The sequence below is a fragment of the Streptomyces sp. P1-3 genome, assembly GCF_050613155.1.
Taxonomy (GTDB): Bacteria; Actinomycetota; Actinomycetes; order Streptomycetales; family Streptomycetaceae; genus Streptomyces.
The window spans coordinates 2,372,060-2,392,511 of record NZ_CP192512.1; the positions used below are offsets into that span (position 1 = coordinate 2,372,060).

Sequence of the window (20,452 nt, forward strand, 5' to 3'; positions counted from 1 at the left end):
CTGCTGGACGACAAAGCGCCGGTCCGGTCGTCCAGCCGGAACTGGACGGCCGAAGACCGGCGCGGTGTGGGTCGCTACTTCTTGGCGGACCCGGCGTGCTTGCCGAAGCGGGCCTCGAACCGCGCCACGCGGCCACCGGTGTCGAGGATCTTCTGCTTGCCCGTGTAGAACGGGTGGCACTCGGAGCAGACGTCGGCACGGATGGCGCCGTCCGCAACGGTGCTACGGGTGGTGAACGAGGCGCCACAGGTGCAGCTGACCTGCGTCTCGACGTACTCCGGGTGGATGTCGCGCTTCAAGGGATTCTCCTAGGTTCGGGAGGGCACCGGGTCGACAGGCCGTTTGCCTGACGTGAACCGGGGCCGACGTACCAGTTTGCCAGCACTGGCCGTATCCCCCAAAACCGGGGGTGGCGCCCTGGTATTCCCGCAGCTCCCACGCGGTTGCCCCGGCGGCCCGTTAAGCGGCCTCTCAGCCGGCCGCGACGACCTTGCCGGCGTCCGTCTCGTCGCCCGCCGAGCCCTTCGTCGCGGACTTGGGGACGTCCTTGTCGTCGCGCAGCGCCTGCCACACCCGCTTGGCCTTGGACTCCATCGGCGACACCCGGTCGGGGTCCTGCGGGTCGTACATCACCGGCAGCGTGATCATCCGCATGTCGTCGGAGTCGATGCCCTTGAGCCCGTCCGCGAAGTCGAGCAGCTTGTCGACGGAGGCCAGCTCGGAGTCGGTGGTCAGCGCCTTGGTGGAGGTGTCGGCCAGGCCGTAGAGCTTCTTCGGGCTGCTGAACAGGTCGATGTCCTTGATCTGGTCGATCAGGGCCTTGATGAACGCCTGCTGGAGCTTGATCCGGCCCAGGTCGCTGCCGTCGCCGACGCCGTGCCTGGTGCGCACCAGGCCCAGGGCCTGCTCCCCGTCGAGGTTGTGCTTGCCCGCCGGCAGGTTCAGGTGGCTCTGCTTGTCCCGTATCCGCTCGGTGGTGGTCAGGTCCACGCCGCCGAGCTCGTCCACGAGGTTCTTGAAGCCGGAGAAGTCGACCTCGAGGTAGTGGTCCATGCGGATGCCGGTCATGGCCTCCACGGTCTTCACGGCGCAGGCCGGGCCGCCGACCTCGTAGGCGGTGTTGAACATGGCGCGCCGGGCGGCCGGTGTCTCCTCGCCGTCCTTGGTGCACGTGGGGCGCTTGACGAGGGTGTCGCGCGGGATGCTGACCACGGTGGCCTTCTTGTGGCCCTTGTAGACGTGGACGACCATCGCGGTGTCGGAGCGGGAGGTGCCCTCGTCCTTGCCGTACTTGCCGTTCTTACCGGCCCGCGAGTCGGAGCCGAGGACCAGTATGTCCATGGACCCGTTGTCGACGTTCTTGGGGCGGTCGCGGCCCAGTGCGTTGTTGATGTCGACGCTGGTGAGGTTGCCGTTGAGCTTGAGGTACAGATAGCCGAGCCCCGCCCCGGCCAGCACGAGCGCGCCCAGCAGTGACCAGCCGGTGATCACGAACGCCCTGCGGCGCGTGCTGGGGGTCCTGCGGCGGCGGCCGGTGGCGCCTTTCCCGCGGCGGCGCACCGCGCCCCGCGTGCCCTTGCTCTGGTCGCCCATGCGCTCCTCTGTTCCCGCTGCCCCGGCGCCCCCTGCCGTTACGGTCAGGCATCGTGTCGCTTCGTATCGTCTTGTCCGTCGTCCTGACAGACGACGAGCCGAGCGCCAGGGTTGCATATGGGCCGTTCGGGGCCCGCTCAGAGGCCGTCCAGCTCCCGCTCTCCGCCGCCTTCCCTTCTCGGCCCCGCCGATCTGCTCTGACCTGCGGATCTCGGGGCGGTGGGCGCTGCCCGCCGTGCTGGCTGCGGCCGGACACCGCTGTGTCGTACATCTCAGGATCCCAGACGGAGCAGGGCCCCGCCGTCGGTGACGGCGGGGCCCTGGTCAGGAGCGGTTTTCCCGGTCAGTCGCCGTTCCCCGGGGTCGGGGTGGTCTTGACGATCTGCATCAGGAACTCGGCGTTGGACTTGGTCTGCTTCATCTTGTCCAGCAGCAGCTCGATGGCCTGCTGGGAGTCCAGCGCGTGCAGCACCCGGCGGAGCTTCCAGACGACGGCCAGCTCGTCCGACCCGAGGAGGATCTCCTCCTTGCGGGTGCCGGACGGGTCGACGTCGACCGCCGGGAAGATGCGCTTGTCGGCGAGCTTCCGGTCGAGCTTGAGCTCCATGTTGCCGGTGCCCTTGAACTCCTCGAAGATCACCTCGTCCATCCGCGAGCCGGTCTCGACCAGCGCGGTGGCCAGGATGGTCAGCGAGCCGCCGTCCTCGATGTTGCGCGCCGCGCCGAAGAACTTCTTCGGCGGGTAGAGGGCGGTGGAGTCGACACCACCGGACAGGATGCGGCCCGAGGCCGGGGCGGCGAGGTTGTACGCGCGGCCCAGACGGGTGATCGAGTCCAGCAGGACCACCACGTCGTGCCCCAGCTCCACCAGGCGCTTGGCGCGCTCGATGGCCAGCTCGGCGACGGTGGTGTGGTCCTCGGCGGGGCGGTCGAAGGTCGAGGAGATGACCTCGCCCTTGACCGACCGCTGCATGTCGGTGACCTCTTCCGGACGCTCGTCGACGAGGACGACCATCAGGTGGCACTCGGGGTTGTTGCGGGTGATCGCGTTGGCGATCGCCTGCATGATCATGGTCTTACCGGTCTTCGGCGGGGCCACGATCAGACCGCGCTGGCCCTTGCCGATCGGCGACACGAGGTCGATGATCCGGGTGGTCAGCGCGCCCGGGTCGGTCTCCAGGCGCAGCCGGTCCTGCGGGTACAGCGGGGTGAGCTTGCCGAACTCCGGCCGCCCGCGGCCGGTTTCGGGCGCCATGCCGTTGACCGAGTCCAGGCGGACCAGCGCGTTGAACTTCTCGCGGCGCTCGCCTTCCTTGGGCTGGCGCACGGCACCGGTGACGTGGTCGCCCTTGCGCAGGCCGTTCTTGCGGACCTGGGCGAGGGAGACGTAGACGTCGTTCGGGCCCGGCAGGTAGCCGGAGGTCCGGATGAAGGCGTAGTTGTCGAGGATGTCCAGGATGCCCGCGACGGGGATCAGGACGTCGTCGTCGGCCAGCTGCGGCTCGCCGCCGGCGAACTCGTCGCGGCCGCGGCGACCGCGCCGGTCGCGGTAGCGGCCGCGGCGACCGCGGCGACCGCCCTCGAAGTCGTCCTCGTCCTGCTGGCCATGCTGGGCGCCGCCCTGGGCGCGGCCCTCGCGCTGCTGACGGCCGCCCTCGTCGCCCTTGCCGCCCCGGCGCTCGCCGCGCTCGCCGCGCTCACGCTCACCGCGCTCACGCTGGCCACGCTCACGGCGCTCGCCCTTCTGGCCGCGCTCGCCGCGCTCCGGGCGCTCGCCCTTGGCGGCCCGGCCCTCGGCGGTGTCGACCGCGGCCTCGGCCTTGGCCTCGGTACGGGTCTCGACCTTGACGTCGGACTTCGCCTCGGCCTTGGCCTCGGCGGTCGCCGCCTCGGGGCTGCCGGTGGGCGCGGTGACCCGGCGCCGGCGGCGCTCACCGGCCGGCTGGTCCTCGCTGGGGGCGCCGCCCTGCTCCGGCGAAGCCGAGAGCTTGGACGGCTGGCCCGGGATGTCGATCTGCTGCTGGCCCACGGCCTTCTCCGCCCGGTCGGCCGCCTTGTCCGCCTTCGCGGCCTTGGCGGCGGTGCCGTCGGCGTCACCCGTACGGGCCTTGGAGGTCGCGCGGCGCTTGGGCTTGGCCGGCGCCTCGGCGGCGGCATCGGCGGGCGCCGCGGCGGCGCCGCCCGACGCTTGCGCCTGCTTGTCCTTGATGACCTCGATCAGCTGGCTCTTGCGCATCCGCGCGGTGCCCTTGATGCCGAGGCTGGAGGCGAGCTGCTGGAGCTCGGCCAGGACCATGGCGTCGAGGCCGGTGCCAGAGCGGCGGCGCCGCGGGGCACTACCAGTGGCAGCACCGCTGGCAGGCGCGGCAGGAGCGTCCGTGGCGGGCGCGGCGGCATTACCGACGGAGTTGTCGGCGTTCACGCCCATCAGATCGGTGGTGTCGCTCACGAAGGGTCCTTCCCTGGAGCGGGCGTCGGCCTGTCTGGCTCGGCGACCGGTTGTGCTGTCCGGCTGTGGTCATTGGTCGTGCGGACCGGGCCGGGGCGGTGGTCCGCCGGGTACGGCGGAAAGATCAATTCATGGTTCCGGCGCGGCGGCAAGAGTTTCATGGGGTCCGTCACGCCATGTTCCGGAGCGTGCTCGGCACTGCTCAGCGCAGTTGAGGAGGCTCCCGGAAGAAGGGTGGTCCCGGAGGGGGACACTGAGCACCGCACCTTCGAGGCCGCTTCCCTTCGGCATCGTGAGGCATCAAGTGCAGACTTGAGGTTAACACTACCGGATCCAACAAACATTCCCCCTCTCCAACTCCGGCGATCGCGTTCCGCGGCCGGCCGGGGCTCCCCCCGGGCCCGCCGCCTGTCAGGTCAGCGGCAGGACGCTCGCTCCCTGGGCGTCGAGAGCCAGCCGGTTGGCGGCCCACCCCTCGCCCGCCAGCAGCGCGACCTTGTCGGCCGCGCCGTCCTCGACCAGCGCGAGCACCGTGGGGCCCGCGCCGGAGATGACCGCGGGGACGCCGTCCGCGCGCAGTCTGCCCACCAGGGCCACGCTCTCCGGCATCGCGGGAGCCCGGTACTCCTGGTGCAGGCGGTCCTCCGTCGCCGCGAGCAGCAGCTCAGGACGCCTGGTCAGGGCCTCCACGAGCAGCGCCGCCCGGCCGGCGTTGGCCGCCGCGTCCACATGCGGGACGGTCCGCGGCAGCAGTCCGCGAGCGGCCTCGGTCAGCACCGGCTTACTCGGCACGAAGACCACCGGAACGATGGAACGCGCCGGATCCATCCGGATCGCCCGGGCCGCGCCCGCGTCCATCCAGGCGAGGGTGAAGCCGCCGAGCAGACAGGCGGCGACGTTGTCGGGGTGGCCCTCGATCTCGGTGGCCAGTTCCAGCAGCGCCGCGTCGTCCAGCCGCTCGGCGCCGCCTATGGTCACGGCCCGGGCGGCGACGATGCCGGCGCAGATGGCTGCGGAGGAGGAGCCCAGCCCGCGGCCGTGCGGGATGCGGTTGGCGCAGACCACCTCCAGGCCGCGCGGCTGCCCGCCCAGCAGGTCGAAAGCGGTGCGCAGGGACCGTACGAGCAGGTGGCTCTCGTCGCGCGGCAGGGTGTCCGCCCCCTCACCTGCGATGTCGACGTGCAGACCGGAGTCGGCGACGCGGACCACCACGTCGTCGTAGAGCCCCAGGGCCAGGCCGAGGGTGTCGAACCCGGGGCCGAGATTGGCGCTGGAGGCGGGGACGCGCACCCGGACGGCGGCGGCGCGGAACGCTGGACCGGCCATCGCTCGATGACTCTCCTTGTGTGACTGCGAATTTTTCAAAGAAGTCCGGAACACCGCCAGGGGCCGGGACGCGGAGTACGGCGACACCGCGCAGAGAGGGCAGCAGACGTCAACAGACGTGGCTCCGCTGCTGCTCTGCGTCGGGGCGGATTCAGTACAGCCTATCGAAGGATGGTTCAGTGGCGACATAGGGCGCACGGGAGGCGCACGATGCGTGTCGCACGCCGCCCTGTGCTCCTTTTATGTCCTGGTCACCATTTACACGGGGTGACAACGGCCCCGACGGCACCAGCCGGACCGGCGACTCCCGGCCAGCCACCGAGTCCGCCGCGACCAGGCCCTCAGGCGGGCACCACAGCCCCTTGGACCAGGCCCTCAGGCCAGCCCGAGCCGCTCGGCGGCCGCGTCGGCGTCCACCGGCACCGGCGTGGCCGGCCCGGCGCCCGCGACGGCCCACTCCGGGTCCTTCAGACCGTTCCCCGTGACGGTGCAGACGATGCGCTGCCCGGGGTCGACCTTGCCCTGCTCGGCGGCCTTCAGCAGACCCGCCACGCTCGCGGCGGACGCCGGCTCGACGAACACGCCCTCCTGGGCGGCGAGCAGCCGGTAGGCGGCCAGGATTTGACGGTCGGTCACCTCGTCGATGAGGCCGCCGGACTCGTCCCGGGCCCGCTCCGCCTGTGCCCAGGAGGCCGGGTTGCCGATCCGGATCGCGGTCGCGATGGTGTGCGGGTCCTTGACCGGCTCACCGCGCACGATCGGCGCCGCTCCGGACGCCTGGAAGCCCCACATGCGCGGCGTACGGGACGCGAGACCGTCCGCGGCGTACTCCGTGTAGCCCTTCCAATAGGCGGTGATGTTGCCCGCGTTGCCGACCGGCAGCACATGGATGTCCGGGGCGTCGCCGAGCATGTCCACGATCTCGAACGAGGCGGTCTTCTGCCCCTCGATACGGGCCGGGTTGACCGAGTTGACCAGGGCCACCGGGTACTTCTCGGAGAGCCCGCGGGCCAGCGTCAGGCAGTCGTCGAAGTTGCCGTCGACCTGGAGGATGCGGGCTCCGTGGACCAGCGCCTGGCCCATCTTGCCCAGCGCGATCTTCCCCTCGGGGACCAGGACGGCGCACACCATCCCGGCCCGTACCGCGTAGGCGGCCGCGGACGCGGAGGTGTTGCCGGTGGATGCGCAGATGACGGCCTGCGCACCGGCCTCCTTGGCCTTGGTGATGGCCATCGTCATGCCGCGGTCCTTGAAGGACCCGGTGGGGTTGGCGCCCTCGACCTTGAGGTGGACCTCGCACCCGGTGCGCTCGGAGAGCACCTGGGCGGGCACCAGCGGGGTGCCACCCTCACGCAGAGTGACCACGGGCGTCGTCTCGCTGACCGGAAGACGGTCGCGGTACTCCTCGATGATGCCCCGCCAGCCGGACCAGCGGGTGCCGGCCATTCGCGGGCGATCTGCCATAGCGTTCATGATTTCCTTCGACTCCCCATACTCCCCGGGCGGGCCGTACGCCCCGGACTCCCCCGGCGGACCGGACTCCTCGGGCAGACTCACTCGCCTCATTCGCCTCGTTCGCCTTCGACCCGCATCATGCTGGCGACGTCGCGGACGGTGTCCAGGCCGCGCAGCGCCGTGACGGTCGCCGTCAGCGCGGCGTCGGTGGCGCGGTGGGTGACGACGACGAGGGAGGCCTCGCCGTCCTTGCCCTGCTGCCGGACGGTGTCGATGGACACGTCGTGCTCGGCGAAGACCCTGGCGACCTGCGCCAGCACACCCGGCTTGTCGGCGACGTCCAGGCTGATGTGGTAGCGCGTGACGACATCGCCCATGGGGCTGACCGGCAGCCGGGTGTACGCGGACTCGCCCGGCCCGGTGGTCTCGGCCAGCTTGTTGCGGCAGGCGGCGACCAGGTCGCCGAGGACCGCGGAGGCGGTCGGCGCGCCGCCCGCGCCCGGACCGTAGAACATCAGCTGACCGGCCGCGTCGGCCTCCACGAACACCGCGTTGTACGCCTCGCGGACCGAGGCCAGCGGGTGCGTCAGCGGGATCATCGCCGGGTGGACGCGGGCGGTGACCGACCGGCCGTCGGCGGCGCGCTCGCAGATGGCGAGCAGCTTGACCGTGCAGCCCATGCGCTTGGCGGAGGCGATGTCCGCGGCGGTCACCTCGGTGATGCCCTCGCGGTGCACGTCGTCCAGCCGGACCCGGGTGTGGAAGGCGATACCGGCCAGGATCGCGGCCTTGGCGGCGGCGTCGAAGCCCTCGACGTCGGCGGTCGGGTCGGCCTCCGCGTAGCCGAGGGCGGTGGCCTCGTCCAGTGCCTCGGAGTACCCGGCACCGGAGGTGTCCATCTTGTCGAGGATGAAGTTGGTGGTGCCGTTGACGATGCCCAGGACCCGGTTGACCTTGTCACCGGCCAGGGACTCGCGCAGCGGCCGCACCAGCGGGATGGCACCGGCCACGGCGGCCTCGTAGTACAGGTCCTTGCCGTGCTGCACGGCGGCGGCGTGCAGGGCGGCCCCGTCCTCGGCGAGGAGTGCCTTGTTGGCCGAGACGACGCTGGCGCCGTGCTCGAAGGCGGTCATGATGAGCCCGCGGGCCGGCTCGATCCCGCCGATGACCTCGACGACGACATCAATGTCGCCCCGTTTGACCAGCGCGGTGGCGTCGGTGGTGATCAGCTCGGCGGGAACGCCCTCCCGCACCCGGTCGGGCCGCCGCACGGCGATCCCGGCCAGCTCCACCGGGGCGCCGATACGGGCCGTGAGGTCGTCCGCGTGCGTCGTCATGATGCGCGCCACCTCTGAGCCGACCACTCCACAGCCCAGCAGCGCCACTTTCAGCGGACGCGTACGCATCATCCGACCTCGTTTCTCATCCATCTAGGTGGTTGCACCAGTCAGGTGGTGCACCAGTCTCACTCGCCGGACAGGACCCGCGATGCCGGGTCCAGTATCCGAGATTGAGCCTCGCTTCTTTCAGAAATCTTAAACAGCTACTTCCACAAGCACTTCAAAGGGGCTGCGCGGGGCCCTGGCCGGACATGCCCAGAGCCCTGGCCGAACGGCGTGGGCTCAACCGACATCGAGCCGCAGGAGGTCCTCCTCCGTCTCGCGCCGGACGATCACTCGCGCCTCGCCGCCGGTCACCGCGACGACCGGCGGGCGCAGCGCGTGGTTGTAGTTGCTCGCCATGGAGCGGCAGTACGCGCCGGTGGCGGGGACGGCGATCAGGTCGCCGGGCGCCACGTCGGCCGGGAGGAAGGCGTCGCGTACGACGATGTCGCCGGACTCGCAGTGCTTGCCGACGACGCGGGCCAGCATGGGCTCGGCGGTGGAGGCGCGGGAGACCAGCGCGACGGAGTACTCGGCGTCGTACAGCGCGGTGCGGATGTTGTCGGACATCCCGCCGTCCACGCTGACGTACGTCCGCAGCCCGGGCAGCTCCTTGACCGTGCCGACCTCGTACAGCGTGCAGGTGGTCGGGCCGGCGATCGCGCGGCCGGGCTCCACGGACAGCCGCGGCACCGCCAGCCCCGCTCCCTCGCACTCCCGGGTGACAATGGCGCGCAGCGACCTGGCGATCTCGTGCGGCTCGCGCGGGTCGTCCTCGGAGGTGTACGCGATCCCCAGGCCGCCGCCGAGGTCGATCTCGGGCAGCTGCACGCCGTGCTCGTCGCGGATCTGGGCGAGCAGCCCGACGACACGGTGCGCGGCGACCTCGAAGCCGGAGGTGTCGAAGATCTGCGAGCCGATGTGCGAGTGGATGCCGACGAGCTCCAGGCCGTCGAGCTTGAGGGCGCGCCGCACGGCCTCGGCGGCCTGCCCGCCGACGAGCGAGAACCCGAACTTCTGGTCTTCGTGGGCGGTGGCGATGAACTCGTGCGTATGCGCTTCCACGCCGACGGTGACCCGGATCTGGACGCGCTGGCGCCGGCCGAGCCGCTCGGCGATGTGCGCGACGCGCGCGATCTCCTGGAAGGAGTCGAGCACGATCCGCCCGACACCGCTTTCCACGGCCCGTCGGATCTCGTCCGTGGTCTTGTTGTTCCCGTGCAGGGCGATGCGCTCGGCGGGCATCCCGGCCGCGAGGGCGGTGGCCAGCTCACCCGCGGAGCAGACGTCGAGGTTCAGCCCCTCCTCGTGCAGCCAGCGGACGACGGCGCGGGAGAGAAAGGCCTTGCCCGCGTAGAACACGTCGGCCTCGTCGCCGAACGCCTCACGCCAGGCCCGGCAGCGGGCGCGGAAGTCGTCCTCGTCGAGGATGTAGGCGGGGGTCCCGAACTCCTCGGCGAGCGCTCGTACGTCGCGTCCGCCGACGGTGACGGCTCCGTCTTCTCCACGGCTGACCGTACGGGACCACACGCGCGGGTCGAGCGCGTTGAGGTCGGCGGGCGGAGCGACGTAGTGCCCCTCGGGGAGGACGTCGGCGTAGCGGGGCCCGGCGGGGTGGGCGGAACGGCTCATTTCGTAACTCTGCTCTCTCAGAGAATGTCAGGGGCGCTGATGCCGAGCAGGGACAGGCCACCGGCGAGCACCGCCCCGGCGGCGTCGGCGAGAGCCAGCCGGGCACGGTGGGCGGCCGAGGGTTTCTGCTCGCCGCGCGGCAGCGGCGGGCAGGCGTCGTGACAGCGGAAGAAGGCGTCAGCGGTGGCTTCGAGGTGGCGCGCGAGCCGGTCGGGAGCGCGGTGCCGGGCTGCGGCTTCGAGGACGCGGGGGTAGTCGGCGAGCAGGGCGATGAGCGCGGCTTCGCGGGGGTCGGCGTAGGAAGCGGTGAGGGTCTGCGCGCCGCTCCCCGCCCCCGTGTCGGGCTGGAACCCCAGATCGCGGGCGTTGCGGAGGAGGGCCCGGGTGCGGGCGTGGGCGTACCGGATACGGAAGAGCGGGTTGGCCTCCCGCTGGGCGAGCAGCCGGTGGGGGTCGAGATCGGGCACGTCGTGGGCGGCGGGCCGCAGCAGCGCCCAGCGGGCGGCGTCGGACCCGAGCCGCGCGACGACGTCCCCGGCGCCGGCGGGCACGGGGACGACGATCAGCCGCTCCGGCTCGCTGAGTGCCTCCCGCACACTCGGTGCCTCCCGCGCACTCAGCGGCTCCCGCTCACTCGGCGGCTGTTCCGCGCTGAGTCGCTCCCGCTCCCTCGGCGGCTCCCCCTCGCCGGACGCGACACAGGCCACGGCCCCTTGGCTGGCCAGCAGCCGGACGGCGGTGCGGGTCACCAGGTCGGCCCGGAGCTCGTCGGTGGCGGCGAAGCGGACACGGGTCCCGGCGAGCACGGCCCCGTGCCCGTACCGGATCCCCGCGCTGCGCACGGCACGGACCAGCTCCCGATGCCCGGCACGCGCCAGGGTGAAGTTGAGGAACCCGGGCCCGGTGATCTCGACCCGGTCGATGCCGGGGAGACCGGCCACCCGGTTCTGGAGGATCTCCGCTACGGTCCGCGGCGGCAGCCCCGCGGACCGGGCGAGCTTCAGCGCGACGCTGCTGGCGTAATCCCCACACCCCCCAGGCCGCGCCCGCTCCACCGGCACCCGCTCAGGCACCGGCACCCGCAACGCGCCCTCCTCGACCGCACGTCGCACGGCGTGCAGCACGGTACGGGAGAGCTGGGCGGGGGTCACGGGACAAGCGTATGGGAGAAGGGGGGTGGCTACGCGAACCGGTTTCGCTCTGCGGGACGGCGGGCTGGGCGGGGGGCACGCGCAGCGGGAGGGCAGACGGGGTGGGACCGCCAGAGAGGCACGGCGGGAGGGCGGACGGGATGGGACCGACCGAGACGCGCGGCGGGAGGGCGGGCGGACGAGGCGGGACCGGACAGAGACACCGCAGCGCGAGGGCGGACGGACGGGGTCGGAGAACGGCCGGGGACGGAGCGGCGTGAGGACCGACGGCCGCCGGAGCACGGCCGAGGCTCACAAGGCAGATCGTCAGCCGACCGCCGCAAACTGACCGCCGTCAGCCATCAGCCATCAGCCATCAGCCGGATGGTCCCAGCAGCGGTGCCGCGTCCCCGGGTGTGCTGGCCCCGGGCCGCCCGGGGCCTCTGCCCCGCATCAGCTCTTCCACCAGGCGCACCAGATCGGCGGGCTCGAAGGGCTTGGCCAGGAACGCGTCCACGCCGACGGCCCGGCCACCCTGCCCCTCCAGTTGCGTACAGGCGCTGATGATCGCGACGGGCACATGACACGTACGGGCATCGGCCCGCAGAAGAGCGGCCGTATGCACACCGCCGAGTCGCGGCATCACAGCGTCGAGGGTGATCACATCAGGCCTCACCTGGTGCACGATCTCCAGGCACTCGGCACCATCAGCCGCGGTCACGACCTCGAAGCCCTCCAGTTCGAGGTTGACCCTGATCAGCTGCCGGATGACCTTGTTGTCGTCGACCACAAGGACCCGGCCGGTCAAGCCAGGCACATCTGGAAGAGTAGGCGCGCCACCACGGCCGCGTCCGGGTTTTGCCCACTTCCGCCACGTGCGGGGGACCTTTCCCCGACCGGCCACCGCACCATCATCCGATGGGGTAGGGACCCACCCCGGGCCGGCTGCCCCCACCGCGAGATACGCGTTCCTGATCACCCTCCCGGAGCTGGTAGTGTTCTACCCGTCGCCGAGAGAACAACGGCGACGACGCCCCCGTAGCTCAGGGGATAGAGCAACGGCCTCCGGAGCCGTGTGCGCAGGTTCGAATCCTGCCGGGGGCACTTCACTCGAAGTGCCAAAAGACCCCGCCACCAGCAAGTCGCTGGATGCGGGGTCTTCGCGTATGTACAGCCGGACAAGGGCAACGCGGAACACCGCGACACGAGTTGCCCACTGGTCCACGCGAGCATGTGTCTGTACGAGTCCGGAGAAGACTCGGGCACCCGAGGTCAGGTGGCGGGCAGCTGGTAGGCGAGGACGTACGCATCCGCCGCCATCACCGTGTCGCAGACCTCCACCGCGCGCCCCTGCACGTCGTAGGCCGTACGGACCAGGTGGATCACCGGCACACCAGAGGCCAGCCGCAGGGTCCGGACCTCTGCAGGGGAGGGCATCCGGGACCGGATCTCCTCGTCGAAGTGGTCCAGGTGGTGCCCCAGCTCTTCCAGCCGGGCGTAGATGCCGCCGGGGCCGGGGTTCGGTTCAGCGATCAGGGTGCCTCGTGCGATGTCGAGCGGAAGGTACGAGGTCGCGAACTCGACCGGGCGGCCGTCGAGCAGGTACCGGCGCCGACGGGCCAGAACCTTGCGCGGCGAGCCGAGCCGGGCGGCAATGTCCTGAGACGGCCGCTCCTCCATCACCTCCAAGCTGTCCACCTCGGGACGACTCCCTGCGGCTTCGGCCTCCACGGTGAACGCCGACTTCCCCTGATCGCGATGGCGCCGGGCGAAGCGGTCAGAGGCCAGGCGCCGAACTGGCGGACGGGGCCGGACGAAGACACCCTTGCCGTGCTCGGAAACGGCCAGCCCCTCTTGCTGGAGAAGGGAGAGCGCGTTGCGGACGGTCATCCGGGACACGCCGAAGTGCTCGACCAGCTCAGTCTCCGAAGGGAGCTTGTCACCCTCCCGGAAGCGTCCTTTGTCGATTGCTTCGCGCAGCTGGTCGGCGATCTGCCGGAACACCGCGCGGTCGCTGGTCGGGTCCAGCGCGCCCAGGAGCCCCGAGGCGAGAGGAGGCATGTACGTACTCCTTTAGATGTCTAGACGAGCGGCTGACCCGTGTTGCTACGGTGGAGAGCCTGGCCAGCCGAGAGGGCAGAGGAACGTGAGCACTGATCGCCCGCACTCCGTGAGCGTCGCCGGGGTCATCGTCGATGACGCGGGCCGCGCTCTGCTGATCAAGCGGCGGGACAACGGTAAGTGGGAACCACCCGGCGGCGTGCTCGAACGCGGAGAAACCATTCCCGACGCCCTGCAGCGCGAAGTCCTCGAAGAGACCGGCCTCAAGATCGCGCTTCCCGCGACCCTTACCGGCGTCTACAAGAACATGACCGGCCTGATCGTCTCGATGGTCTTCCGCTGCGAGGCGATCGACGGCACCCCGACCACCGGAGCGGAGACCCGCGAACTGCGCTGGGTCACCCGTGACGAGGTCGCCGAGCTTGCCGACGAGGCGTACGCGATCCGCGTCCAGGACGCGCTGGACAACACATCCCCGCCGGCCGTCCGCGCCCACGACGGCGTGCGACTCGTCTAGCGCAAAACCACTGTCCATGGCCACCCACCAGCACGAGGAAGTTGTATGGACGAGTATATGAGTAGCCCGCGAGTCTGGGCCTGATGTGCCCAGGTTCTTTGGAAGAGGTCGCCAGAGCCCGCCACTGGACCCGCGACATCCTCAGCGGGCACCCGTGCGCGGACGACGCGGAACTGATCGTCGGCGAGCTGGGCGCCAACGCCCTCGTCCACACGGCGAGCGGCGGAGGTGCCGGCACCTTCCACGTCACCTTGTCCCTGTCGCCGCAGCGGGTCGCGGTCTCCGTCACCGGCTCCGGCGGCCATCCCGACGAGCCCAAGGCCACCGAGGCCGACGAGGACGACACCCACTGCCGCGGACTCAGCATCGTCATGACCCTCGCGTGCCGCCTCAGCATCACCGGCAACCAGCACGACCGAACCGTCACGGCCGAACTCCACTCCCCCGCGGCAGGAGCCACAGCATGCTGAAACCCCACCTGCGTCTGCGCCGCGGCTACTCGTGCGAATGCTGGACGCTCTCACCGTCCACAGGGCAGCGTCCCGTCACTGCTCGCCTCGATCGAGCACGACAGCCCCGGCCAGGCCACCCGATGGGTCCGCGTCACGATCAGGACCATCGCATCGGCACTCGACCGGGGACCGGCCCACGAGGCGTGGGACTGGGTCAGGCACGGCTACAAGGAGGCCGAGGACGCCCTGACCAACGGTGAAGCGGCCACGTTCGCCGCCCCCCCCAGGAGGACACCCGCCTCGAACGGATCCTCCGGCCGGTGACCTTCTTACCTCTCGCCCACCGCGAAGTCGTGGTCCTGCCTGAATGCGCGTATCAGTTCGCGTGCCCCACCACGCACAAGATGGGGCGGAACCAGCCCCACGACGGTTGAGTTACAACCATCTCTACAGGTTCAAGGCGGCTCGCAAGCTCGCCGCGCGCGGCCCGGCTCCCCGGGCCGCCGCTCCTGTCTCCGCCCCGCTCCAGCCCGGTCCACCAGGCCGCGCGGCAGCAGCAATCACCTTGGCTGAGGAGAGGGCGCCGTCGTGGCTGGGGGTCGGCTCCACGGCTTTACCCACCTCCCCGATTCGGGTCCCGCGTCGGGCAAGGCCAGGGGGCCACTCGTGCTCATTGCGGGCAGGGGCAAACCTGCCCGAGTTGCCTGGCCAGCGCACGGCCCCCTGACCATGCTCAGCCCCAAACCGGGCAGGACACCGGCCAAAGCCGCGGAGCCGACTCGGGCAGGCGTGCCATCCATGAGCTGATCGTCGTGTCCCCGCCACTTCCGGAGTCACCGCGATGCCTCCCGTGATCAAGGGCAGCCTGCTGCCCGTCGCCGTGGTGAGAGAGGTGGAGGGGAAGGGGGGCGGCCACCCGGTGAAGTGCCCTGCGGGCGCCACGATCGACCTCGTGAACTCCTCCTGACGTGCACTCAACACTTCCCAGTCATACGTTTCGGTCATGGGCAATTCATGGATAGAACGGGATCTACCAGTTCTGCGTAAGATCATCGAAGTAATGGGTCAATCTGGCATATATGCGCACGAGGGAGATCTAGTGGGCACGGCAGGGCTGAGCGAGGAGGGTGCTCGTGCGGCCCTCGTCTCGCTGGGAGATCAAGGGTTGATCGTTACTGGGACTCACGGCCTGAATAGCGCGTACCTGCATGTCGAAGCCATCACGGTCGAAGGCCATGAGCGCGCCGCGCAGTGAGTCGTGCTGGTCAGTGCCCGATCTCCCCAATGGTCGCCCGCCCGCTAACAGCTCCGCCGACCGCGGTAGGCGAAGCCCACTCAGTGCCCATACTGTGAAGGCGGGGGCCGAGCGGTCTTCTCACACCGGAGGCGTCGAATGGCGCGCACCCGTTACTGGGTAGTTCCAGACGAAGGTATCTGGGAGCTCCGCAGGGAGCGGACATACCTTTCATCGCATGCTTACAAGGCGCAGGCAGTGGCTGAAGGGCGACGAATAGCCAGGGAAAATCCCCCAAGCCAGCTGCTGATCATGCACGCAGATGGAACTTTCGAAACGGAGGCCACATACGGGGCAGATCCTTATCCGCCAAAGGGATAGTGCTGATGCGCTGCGCGCGTGATCGCCTGCGGCAGTGGGGGCCCACAGGGAACCGTGCCTACGGAGCCGTGTCCACGTCGCCCTACGGCGGGTAGAGCGTCCCGGCATGGTCCGTCGACTCGGGCCGTCCCTGGGCCGTGGAAGGCCGCTCACGGGTGACCAACGTTGACAGACAGCGACGGGACGTCGATAGGCCAGCCGCAGGTCAGAGCCGAGGACCGGTGCCCTGATCTACGGGTTTCCTTCGCGGGCTTGTCGTACGGCAAGATGGGGTGTTTCTTACCGCGGGGAGTCACCGGCGTCGACCGTCAGACGATCGTGGATCGCGCCGGCAATGGCTCGCGCCAATCCAACCGGTACCGCGTTGCCGATCTGGCGGGCAATCTCGATCTTGTTCCCATACCAGTAGTAGTCCTCGGGAAACCCCTGGATAAGGGCGGCCTCGTAATGGGTGATCGGGCGATGCTCGGAAGGGTGGAGGTATCGGCCCTTCTCTGGCTTGAAGAACTCAGTGCGGATCGTGACGGACGGCAGGCCGAGACGAAGCCGCCCCATCACGTCAGCAGAACCGCTGCGATGGCTGTCCCAGGACGCCGTGCTCAGATACATCTCCTGGCCGTCGATCACCGCCATCTTGCCGCTAAGGTCCCTGCGATTTCCCCCTGGTGGGATCACCCGGTATCGAGCGAGCGACAGGGCCGTTGGTGTGCGCCCGATGTGGAGTTCGTCTGTGCGGAACGGTCCAGCGATCCCGGGGCCGCTGCGCTGTGGGAGCTCGGTCCCACTGATCTGGAGCTGTGAGGACTGGTCGAAGACCGCGTCCACAGGCAGCCAACCATCGAGGGTCGGCTCCGAGTCGAACAACGCAGGGCCGTCAAGTCGCCGCGGCGCCTTGGAGTGGGTCGGCGTCGGCAGACCCGCCGGCGCACCCACGGAGCGGTGTGTCCCGATTGCTATGGCGCGCCGACGCACCTGCGGTACGCCATAGTCCGCCGCGTTGAGAGTCCCCGTCTCCAACGTGTAGTCCTCAAGCATCCCGCCGGGAGCCACGGCCTCCAGGAGGCGCGTGTACTCCACCGACCTGAAGAAGCGGTCGACGTTCTCCAAGACGAACACCGCGGGCTGGACCTTGCGCACGATGCGGGTGTAGTCCTCCCACAGCTCGTTGCGAGGGTCGTTACGGTCCTCCTTGCCGAGGCCAGAGAACCCGTAGTAGGGCGGTCCGCCGGTAATGACGTCCACTGTTCCTGCGAAGAAACTCGGCTCGAAGTCACCGATGTCGAGGCACAGAGGCGAAGCGGGACGGTGGTTGGCCTCGAAGGTCGCGAGCGCCGCGCGGTCGATTTCAACGGCCGCGATGGTGTGGAACACTGCTTGCCCCTGCGTCTCCTCTGCCCGAAAGGTGCGAAAGCCTTCAGCAAACCCACCACAGCCGGCGAAGAGGTCCATCACACGCAGCGGCTCCATCAGCCCTCCCCCGAGATCGCTCATCCCCACCAAGCGGATCCTATGGCGGACCACTGACACTCCCCCTGCCAGACTCCAGTTGCGCTCTCTGCCCGTGCCAGCCCGGCTGTCAGTGCAGGCTGGTAGATCTTGAAGCATGACTCTTCCTGCCGCTTCTGAACCGCACGTGGCGTTCTCAGACCTGGAGACCGCGGACCTCATCGTCGATGCGCTCTACGCGGGCGGCACCAGCGGCAACACGGGGGATGACCCGGTATCCAAGCTCATAAAGGGCGTTGGCAATCAGGGAGGCTTCCGGTACGCCGGATCGCCGGCGAAGGGCACCGTCAGGCTGGCCGTGCTCTACACGAGCGGCGGCGAGGTGGACTGGCCCGACCATCTGGATGTGGAATCCGGCACGTTCACTTACTACGGCGACAACAAGAAGCCGGGGCAGAGTCTCCACGGCACTCCGAGGGCCGGCAACGTCCTGCTTCGGGATGTGTTCGCCGCCTCCCATGGAACCGCGGCTGATCGAGCCAAGGTTCCTCCGTTCCTCCTGTTCGAGAAGGCTGGAGCATCGGGCCGTTCCGTGCTCTTCCGCGGCTTGCTGGCGCCGGGTGGCCCCACACTTACGTCGGACGATGAGCTGGCTGCCATCTGGCGCGCGACTTCGGGCTTGCGGTTTCAGAACTACCGGTCACACTTCACGGTCCTTGATCACGACCTGATTCCCCGCAGCTGGCTTCAGCACCTGCTTGCTGGCGGGGATCCTCTCGGTGGCGAGTGTCCGGACGTCTGGAGGACCTGGGTCGAGGGCCGCGTATACCGCCCGCTGCTGGCTCCGGTGACGACTGTCATCCGGTCCAAGGCCGATCAGCTCCCGGACGATGCCGCGGGGACGGCCATGCTGGAAGAGATCCGGGAGTACTTCCGGGGCTGGGAGCACGATTTCGAGGCTTGTGCGGTGGCCATCTGGCGACTGATCGCACGGAACACGGGGCCGGTAGACGTCACGCGTCCCAGCCGTGATGGGGGACGTGATGCCGTCGGCACGTACGGTCTGGGGCCTACCTCCAGTCGCATTGCGATCGACTTCGCCCTCGAAGCGAAGTGCTACGGGGCCGGCAACTCGGTGGGTGTGCGGGAGGTCTCGCGGCTGATCTCCAGGATCCGGCACCGGAACTTCGGCGTCCTTGTGACCACGTCCTACTTTCACAAGCAGGTCCAAGAAGAGGTCCACGAGGACGGCCATCCAATCGTGCTCGTCTCCGGCCGGGACATCATCGACGCACTGCGCCGGGACGGCCGCACAACCGTCCCCGCCGTCCGCCAGTGGCTGGAGCAGAGCTTCCCTAAGCCGTAGCCGCCCTAGCCGGGTGCGGCCTATTCGTGGACTGGCACAGCTTAGAAAGCGTCCACTAGGCCCCTGAACTGCGGAGACGTGTGACTCGCACGGGGCCTCCGGAGCCGTGTGCGCAGGTTCGAATCCTGCCGGGGGCACAGAAGCTGGGACAGCGCGATCAGGCCGCTGACCTGCTGAAGTGCCAAACACAAAGAGCCGGACTCAGTCCCACTGAGTCCGGCTCTTCGTCGTTGTGTGTCACTGATCGCGAGTGAGTAGCGAGTGAGTTTTCACCCGACGATCAAGGCTCCCTGCGCGACATCGAAAAACGGAGGTGCTCCTTCCGGCGGGCTGGGATGATGGCCACCATGGCACGACGGCGAGCACGCCCCTACGCCTGGCCCGACCACCTGGTCCGCCCGGCCACAGGACTGCGCCTCGTCTACCTAGATCTCAATCACTGGATCGGCCTAGCCAAGGCGGCGACGGGGCACCGAGACGGCGGCCGATACGCGTCGGCTCTCACTGCGGTGCAGGAGGCAGCTGCCTCTGGTTCGTCTCCTTTCCCCTTTCCTTGACCCACTACATGGAGATGGCGGGCATTCGGGACCCCAGTCAGCGTGCTGATATTGCTGATGTGATGGAGGAGGTCTCCGGGTTCACGGCCATCCTCGCCCGATCTCACATCGTGCGGTTGGAAATTGAAGCGGCTCTTGACCGAGCCCTGTCCGCAAGTTCTCCACATATCGCAGATCTGAAGCTACTGGGGCATGGCGTGGGTCATGCGATGGGTATGCGCAGAGGTTTGCGCTTCCGCTCTGCTGACGGTGACGTCACCGCCAGCGTCCGAGATGGCTGGCCTGGCGGTCCAGCAGACTTCGATGCGTGGCTCGCCAATGCACGTCGAGATCTTGAGCGGGCCTCTCTACGAGGGCCCACGGATGCTGAGGTGCCCCAATTGAGAGCCATGGGCTGGGATCCAACCGTGGCCCGGGCCATCGCCGAAGAGCGCGCAGAGGTGGAACGTCAACAGGCAACCCGACTGGACAACGAACCACGGTGGCGGAGATCCCGCCTACGGGACGTTGTCCAAGTTCGATACCTGACAATCGAAATCATCGACATCCTCACCCAGGCACTCGCCGACCGTGGCAACACGATCGAACAGGTCTTCACCGACAGGGAGGCGTCGATGAGCTTTGCGGAATCCATGCCGAGCGCTGACGTCCACGTTGCTCTCATGGAAGCCGCACACCGCAACCGAGATAAGTCATGGGAGCCCAATGACATCTACGACGTCGACGCATTGAGCATCGCAGTCCCCTACTGCGACCTGGTCGTCACCGAACGCCACGCATGTCATGTACTGCGAACCGCTCGCATCCCGGAAGGCCAGCAGACCGAGGTGGTCGCGACTCCAGCGGAATTGGAAAGATGGCTGAACGACCAGTGAGTGCGCGAGCCAAAAATTGTTGGCTCGCGCACTGCCAGTTCTTCCCTCGTCTACCTCCACCCCATTGCTTCTTCGATCTTCTTGTTGTTCAGCTCTTCGTCCCGTCTATGCGGCCCTCGTACCGGCGGTGGATGACCACTGGCGAGTTACCGCCCTCCGAGCTACTTCGGCGACTGGGACTCCCGCGTTGAGCCAGTTCGTGATGCAGGTGTGCCGCAGGTCGTACGGCCGGTGCGCGAGCGGCGAGCCCACTCTGTCCGGCGGGAGCGCGATGGGACGCGCTTCCTGCCACACCCGCCAGTAGCTGGAAGTCCCGAGCACACCGCCGCGCGCGTTGGCGAAGAGCCTGCCGTCCGCGGCCGTGCCGAACTCCTTGATGTGTTCCAGGAGCATGGCAACCAGCAGCGGGCGGTATCGGCACAGGCCGGTCAGCCTTGGGTTCTCGCGACTTGAGCCCCCGCTTGTCGTGGCGCTTCCCGGAGTCGGTCCACCTCTTGCCGGACACCGGTCTCGTCTCGCGGAGAGTGAGGGTGCCCCACCCCTTTCCAGGCAGGTAGCAGTCCTTCTCTCGAAGCCCGAACGCTTCCGCCGGCCGC

General features: G+C 69.1%; 19 protein-coding genes and 2 tRNA genes. 9 read left to right on the forward strand and 12 right to left on the reverse strand.

Going from position 1 to position 20,452, the window contains the following annotated elements:
- Nucleotides 1-74: 74 nt before the first annotated feature.
- The 9 genes from rpmE to ACQUSR_RS09840 form a co-directional block, all read right to left on the reverse strand.
- On the reverse strand, nucleotides 75-299 hold the full coding sequence (gene rpmE / locus ACQUSR_RS09800; protein ID WP_431042175.1) for a 50S ribosomal protein L31: 225 nt from the start codon (nucleotides 297-299) through the stop codon (nucleotides 75-77).
- 172 nt (nucleotides 300-471) lie between these two features.
- Nucleotides 472-1,593, reverse strand: coding sequence for an LCP family protein (locus ACQUSR_RS09805; protein WP_431042176.1), 1,122 nt, complete (start codon nucleotides 1,591-1,593; stop codon nucleotides 472-474).
- 343 nt (nucleotides 1,594-1,936) lie between these two features.
- Complete coding sequence (gene rho / locus ACQUSR_RS09810; RefSeq protein WP_431042177.1) at nucleotides 1,937-4,042, reverse strand: transcription termination factor Rho; 2,106 nt, start codon at nucleotides 4,040-4,042, stop codon at nucleotides 1,937-1,939.
- Between the two features lie 411 nt (nucleotides 4,043-4,453).
- The gene (thrB, locus tag ACQUSR_RS09815) at nucleotides 4,454-5,368 is read right to left on the reverse strand and encodes a homoserine kinase (RefSeq protein ID WP_431042178.1); all 915 of its coding nucleotides are present in this window, start codon (nucleotides 5,366-5,368) and stop codon (nucleotides 4,454-4,456) included.
- Between the two features lie 375 nt (nucleotides 5,369-5,743).
- Nucleotides 5,744-6,841 (reverse strand): threonine synthase, encoded by a 1,098-nt coding sequence (thrC, locus tag ACQUSR_RS09820; protein WP_431042179.1) that lies wholly within the window; start codon nucleotides 6,839-6,841, stop codon nucleotides 5,744-5,746.
- A gap of 89 nt (nucleotides 6,842-6,930) precedes the next feature.
- Nucleotides 6,931-8,232: a homoserine dehydrogenase gene (locus ACQUSR_RS09825; protein WP_431042180.1), complete on the reverse strand. Its 1,302-nt coding sequence runs from the start codon at nucleotides 8,230-8,232 to the stop codon at nucleotides 6,931-6,933.
- 213 nt (nucleotides 8,233-8,445) lie between these two features.
- On the reverse strand, nucleotides 8,446-9,837 hold the full coding sequence (gene lysA, locus ACQUSR_RS09830) for a diaminopimelate decarboxylase (RefSeq protein WP_431042181.1): 1,392 nt from the start codon (nucleotides 9,835-9,837) through the stop codon (nucleotides 8,446-8,448).
- Between the two features lie 17 nt (nucleotides 9,838-9,854).
- Nucleotides 9,855-10,988: an ArgS-related anticodon-binding protein NrtL gene (gene nrtL / locus ACQUSR_RS09835; RefSeq protein ID WP_431042182.1), complete on the reverse strand. Its 1,134-nt coding sequence runs from the start codon at nucleotides 10,986-10,988 to the stop codon at nucleotides 9,855-9,857.
- 355 nt (nucleotides 10,989-11,343) lie between these two features.
- Nucleotides 11,344-11,784: a response regulator gene (locus ACQUSR_RS09840; protein ID WP_431042183.1), complete on the reverse strand. Its 441-nt coding sequence runs from the start codon at nucleotides 11,782-11,784 to the stop codon at nucleotides 11,344-11,346.
- A gap of 215 nt (nucleotides 11,785-11,999) precedes the next feature.
- Here ACQUSR_RS09840 and ACQUSR_RS09845 point away from each other — a divergent pair.
- Nucleotides 12,000-12,071 (forward strand) — tRNA-Arg (locus ACQUSR_RS09845).
- A gap of 168 nt (nucleotides 12,072-12,239) precedes the next feature.
- Here the strand turns inward: ACQUSR_RS09845 and ACQUSR_RS09850 are convergent.
- Nucleotides 12,240-13,028, reverse strand: coding sequence for a GntR family transcriptional regulator (locus ACQUSR_RS09850; RefSeq protein ID WP_431042184.1), 789 nt, complete (start codon nucleotides 13,026-13,028; stop codon nucleotides 12,240-12,242).
- A gap of 109 nt (nucleotides 13,029-13,137) precedes the next feature.
- Between ACQUSR_RS09850 and ACQUSR_RS09855 the strand changes: the two genes are divergently transcribed.
- The 5 genes from ACQUSR_RS09855 to ACQUSR_RS09875 all read left to right on the forward strand — a co-directional run bounded on the left by ACQUSR_RS09855 (nucleotide 13,138) and on the right by ACQUSR_RS09875 (nucleotide 15,612).
- On the forward strand, nucleotides 13,138-13,545 hold the full coding sequence (locus tag ACQUSR_RS09855) for an NUDIX hydrolase (RefSeq protein ID WP_431047475.1): 408 nt from the start codon (nucleotides 13,138-13,140) through the stop codon (nucleotides 13,543-13,545).
- A gap of 83 nt (nucleotides 13,546-13,628) precedes the next feature.
- Nucleotides 13,629-14,015 carry an ATP-binding protein gene (locus tag ACQUSR_RS09860; RefSeq protein ID WP_431042185.1) on the forward strand — a complete coding sequence of 129 codons (387 nt, stop codon included), beginning with the start codon at nucleotides 13,629-13,631 and terminating at the stop codon, nucleotides 14,013-14,015.
- A gap of 823 nt (nucleotides 14,016-14,838) precedes the next feature.
- The gene (locus tag ACQUSR_RS09865) at nucleotides 14,839-14,964 is read left to right on the forward strand and encodes a hypothetical protein (protein ID WP_431042186.1); all 126 of its coding nucleotides are present in this window, start codon (nucleotides 14,839-14,841) and stop codon (nucleotides 14,962-14,964) included.
- Nucleotides 14,965-15,000: 36 nt separating this feature from the next.
- Complete coding sequence (locus ACQUSR_RS09870; protein WP_431042187.1) at nucleotides 15,001-15,252, forward strand: hypothetical protein; 252 nt, start codon at nucleotides 15,001-15,003, stop codon at nucleotides 15,250-15,252.
- A gap of 138 nt (nucleotides 15,253-15,390) precedes the next feature.
- The gene (locus ACQUSR_RS09875) at nucleotides 15,391-15,612 is read left to right on the forward strand and encodes a DUF2188 domain-containing protein (RefSeq protein ID WP_431042188.1); all 222 of its coding nucleotides are present in this window, start codon (nucleotides 15,391-15,393) and stop codon (nucleotides 15,610-15,612) included.
- Nucleotides 15,613-15,891: 279 nt separating this feature from the next.
- On the opposite strand, the gene ACQUSR_RS09880 is transcribed toward ACQUSR_RS09875, so the two are convergent.
- Nucleotides 15,892-17,103 (reverse strand): DNA cytosine methyltransferase, encoded by a 1,212-nt coding sequence (locus ACQUSR_RS09880; protein ID WP_431047477.1) that lies wholly within the window; start codon nucleotides 17,101-17,103, stop codon nucleotides 15,892-15,894.
- 142 nt (nucleotides 17,104-17,245) lie between these two features.
- Between ACQUSR_RS09880 and ACQUSR_RS09885 the strand changes: the two genes are divergently transcribed.
- The 3 genes from ACQUSR_RS09885 to ACQUSR_RS09895 all read left to right on the forward strand — a co-directional run bounded on the left by ACQUSR_RS09885 (nucleotide 17,246) and on the right by ACQUSR_RS09895 (nucleotide 19,856).
- The gene (locus tag ACQUSR_RS09885) at nucleotides 17,246-18,424 is read left to right on the forward strand and encodes a restriction endonuclease (protein WP_431042189.1); all 1,179 of its coding nucleotides are present in this window, start codon (nucleotides 17,246-17,248) and stop codon (nucleotides 18,422-18,424) included.
- A 59-nt stretch (nucleotides 18,425-18,483) separates the two neighbouring features.
- A tRNA-Arg gene (locus ACQUSR_RS09890) sits at nucleotides 18,484-18,561 on the forward strand.
- A gap of 416 nt (nucleotides 18,562-18,977) precedes the next feature.
- Entirely contained in the window at nucleotides 18,978-19,856 is an 879-nt protein-coding gene (locus ACQUSR_RS09895) for a hypothetical protein (RefSeq protein ID WP_431042190.1), read from the forward strand.
- A gap of 105 nt (nucleotides 19,857-19,961) precedes the next feature.
- Here ACQUSR_RS09895 and ACQUSR_RS09900 read toward each other — a convergent pair whose 3' ends face one another.
- A complete protein-coding gene (locus tag ACQUSR_RS09900) occupies nucleotides 19,962-20,249 on the reverse strand; it encodes a hypothetical protein (protein ID WP_431042191.1) in 288 nt (95 codons plus the stop codon).
- Between the last annotated feature and the right edge of the window lie 203 nt (nucleotides 20,250-20,452).

Excerpts from the sequence above, each read along its gene's own strand:
- ACQUSR_RS09805 (WP_431042176.1), bottom strand. The coding sequence starts at position 1,593 with ATGGGCGACCAGAGCAAGGGCACGCGGGGCGCGGTGCGCCGCCGCGGG.
- thrB (WP_431042178.1), bottom strand. The coding sequence starts at position 5,368 with ATGGCCGGTCCAGCGTTCCGCGCCGCCGCCGTCCGGGTGCGCGTCCCC.
- thrC (WP_431042179.1), bottom strand. The coding sequence starts at position 6,841 with ATGAACGCTATGGCAGATCGCCCGCGAATGGCCGGCACCCGCTGGTCC.
- ACQUSR_RS09825 (WP_431042180.1), bottom strand. The coding sequence starts at position 8,232 with ATGATGCGTACGCGTCCGCTGAAAGTGGCGCTGCTGGGCTGTGGAGTG.
- lysA (WP_431042181.1), bottom strand. The coding sequence starts at position 9,837 with ATGAGCCGTTCCGCCCACCCCGCCGGGCCCCGCTACGCCGACGTCCTC.
- ACQUSR_RS09850 (WP_431042184.1), bottom strand. The coding sequence starts at position 13,028 with ATGCCTCCTCTCGCCTCGGGGCTCCTGGGCGCGCTGGACCCGACCAGC.
- ACQUSR_RS09860 (WP_431042185.1), top strand. The coding sequence starts at position 13,629 with ATGTGCCCAGGTTCTTTGGAAGAGGTCGCCAGAGCCCGCCACTGGACC.
- ACQUSR_RS09865 (WP_431042186.1), top strand. The coding sequence starts at position 14,839 with ATGCCTCCCGTGATCAAGGGCAGCCTGCTGCCCGTCGCCGTGGTGAGA.
- ACQUSR_RS09870 (WP_431042187.1), top strand. The coding sequence starts at position 15,001 with ATGGGCAATTCATGGATAGAACGGGATCTACCAGTTCTGCGTAAGATC.
- ACQUSR_RS09875 (WP_431042188.1), top strand. The coding sequence starts at position 15,391 with ATGGCGCGCACCCGTTACTGGGTAGTTCCAGACGAAGGTATCTGGGAG.
- ACQUSR_RS09880 (WP_431047477.1), bottom strand. The coding sequence starts at position 17,103 with ATGAGCGATCTCGGGGGAGGGCTGATGGAGCCGCTGCGTGTGATGGAC.
- ACQUSR_RS09900 (WP_431042191.1), bottom strand. The coding sequence starts at position 20,249 with ATGCTCCTGGAACACATCAAGGAGTTCGGCACGGCCGCGGACGGCAGG.